This is a genomic window from Cryobacterium sp. 10I1 (assembly GCF_035019805.1).
Classification (GTDB): domain Bacteria; phylum Actinomycetota; class Actinomycetes; order Actinomycetales; family Microbacteriaceae; genus Cryobacterium; species Cryobacterium glucosi.
Genome location: NZ_JASJVF010000440.1, coordinates 1 through 1,549, shown reverse-complemented (window position 1 = coordinate 1,549; position 1,549 = coordinate 1). Strand labels below are relative to the sequence as shown.

2 protein-coding genes are annotated in these 1,549 nt (G+C 69.3%); one reads left to right on the top strand and one right to left on the bottom strand.

Annotated features, from left to right (window positions below; translation table 11 throughout):
- Window positions 1-1,045, top strand: a 1,045-nt coding sequence (locus QN345_RS18885) for a SulP family inorganic anion transporter (protein ID WP_323509094.1), incomplete at its 5' end; no start/stop codon positions are given.
- Window positions 1,046-1,063: 18 nt separating this feature from the next.
- On the opposite strand, the gene QN345_RS18880 is transcribed toward QN345_RS18885, so the two are convergent.
- Window positions 1,064-1,549 (bottom strand): septum formation family protein (locus QN345_RS18880; protein WP_323509093.1); only part of this gene is annotated, 486 nt, incomplete at its 5' end.

Here is a 1,549-nt window from a genome sequence, read left to right as displayed (position 1 = left end):
CCACGACGGCCTCCCCGTCGTCGGCGCTCTCCCCGCCGGCCTTCCGGCACCCGCCCTCGCCGGCCTGCAGGGGGCAGATGTCGTCGGCCTGGTCCTTCCCGCGCTCGGGATGGCGCTCATCGCCTTCGCGGACACCGCGGTGCTCTCCCGCACCTTCGCCGCGCGCCGCGGGGACAACGTCGACGGCAGCCAGGAGATGGTGGCGGTCGGCGCTTCGAATCTGCTCGCCGGCCTGTTCGGCGGGTTCCCCATCTCGGCGTCGTCGTCGCGTACTGCCGCCGCTGAGAGCGCCGGGGCGCGCTCTCAACTCGCCGGAGTGGCCGGGGCTGTCCTCCTCGTTCTGTTCATGCTGCTCGCACCCGGCCTCACGGACTTCCTGCCATCCGCCACGATCGCGGCCGTCGTGATGGTTGCGGCGGCGGGGCTCGTCGACATCACGGGATTCGTCGCCCTCGTGCGGATGAGCAGGACCGATGCCTTCTTGTCCGTCGCTGCTTTCTTCGGCGTGCTCGTCGTCGGCGTGATCGAAGGGATCATCGTCGCGGTCGTCTTGTCGCTCGGCGAATTCGTCGGCCACGCCTGGCGGCCGTATCGTGCGGAGCTGGGTCGCATTCATGGCCTCCGGGGCTACCACGACCTGTCACGGCACCCGGAAGGCGAGCGCCTGCCCGGAATCGTCATCGTGCGTTTCGACGCGCCGCTCTTCTTCGCCAATGGTGGGATCTTCGACGACTACGTCCGGGCGACCGTCAGCGCGGCCGGCGCCGACGTGCGCACCGTGATCCTGGCCGCGGAACCCATCACCGATATCGACACCACCGCCGTCGACGAACTGCTCGAACTGGATGAGTTCCTGCAGAAGCGCGGCGCCACCCTCGTTTTCGCGGAGATGAAGGGTCCCGTGAAAGACGTCCTGCGTCGATACGGCCTCGGCAAACGGTTCCCGCCCGAACGATTCGCCGACACCGTCGGCGCTGCCGTCGACGCGGCGACCGGGACGCTGCGGGGCGACCTCGACGGCACGCAGTGGGACCGTGACGCCTGACCTCGTGATGTCAGGGCATCAACGGCGGGCCTGGGCGAGGGTTCCGGTCACGGGGCCGGCGGGGTCGTCGATCAGGCACGAGACCAGGTGGCTGCCGGAGATCGTCCAGCCGTCCTCCGGCGGAACGAAGTAGTTGTAATCGAGCTGGGAGCCGTCATAGGCGCTGCCGGTGAAGGCCTCGAACCGGGTTCCGCAGCCGTCTTCGGCCGCCGCGACGACAGCGTCTTCGCCGGGATACGACTCCATCGGCAGGTCGAAGCCCGCGTAGACCTCGAAGGCGTGCACTTCGGCGCACGGCACCAGCGTGACGGTGACAGCGGATGCCACTTCGGCGTCCCCGACGTTGTCGAGGCAGTCCCCGACTACGACCTTTGACACCTCGATCGGCACGGCCGTGGCTGATGCGGCAAGCGAGGCGGCCCCGTCACTGGCCGAGGGGGCGAGACGGGCGACGGATGCGCATCCGCTCACCGTAAGCGACAGGCCGAGGGCGAGTGCTGCTGT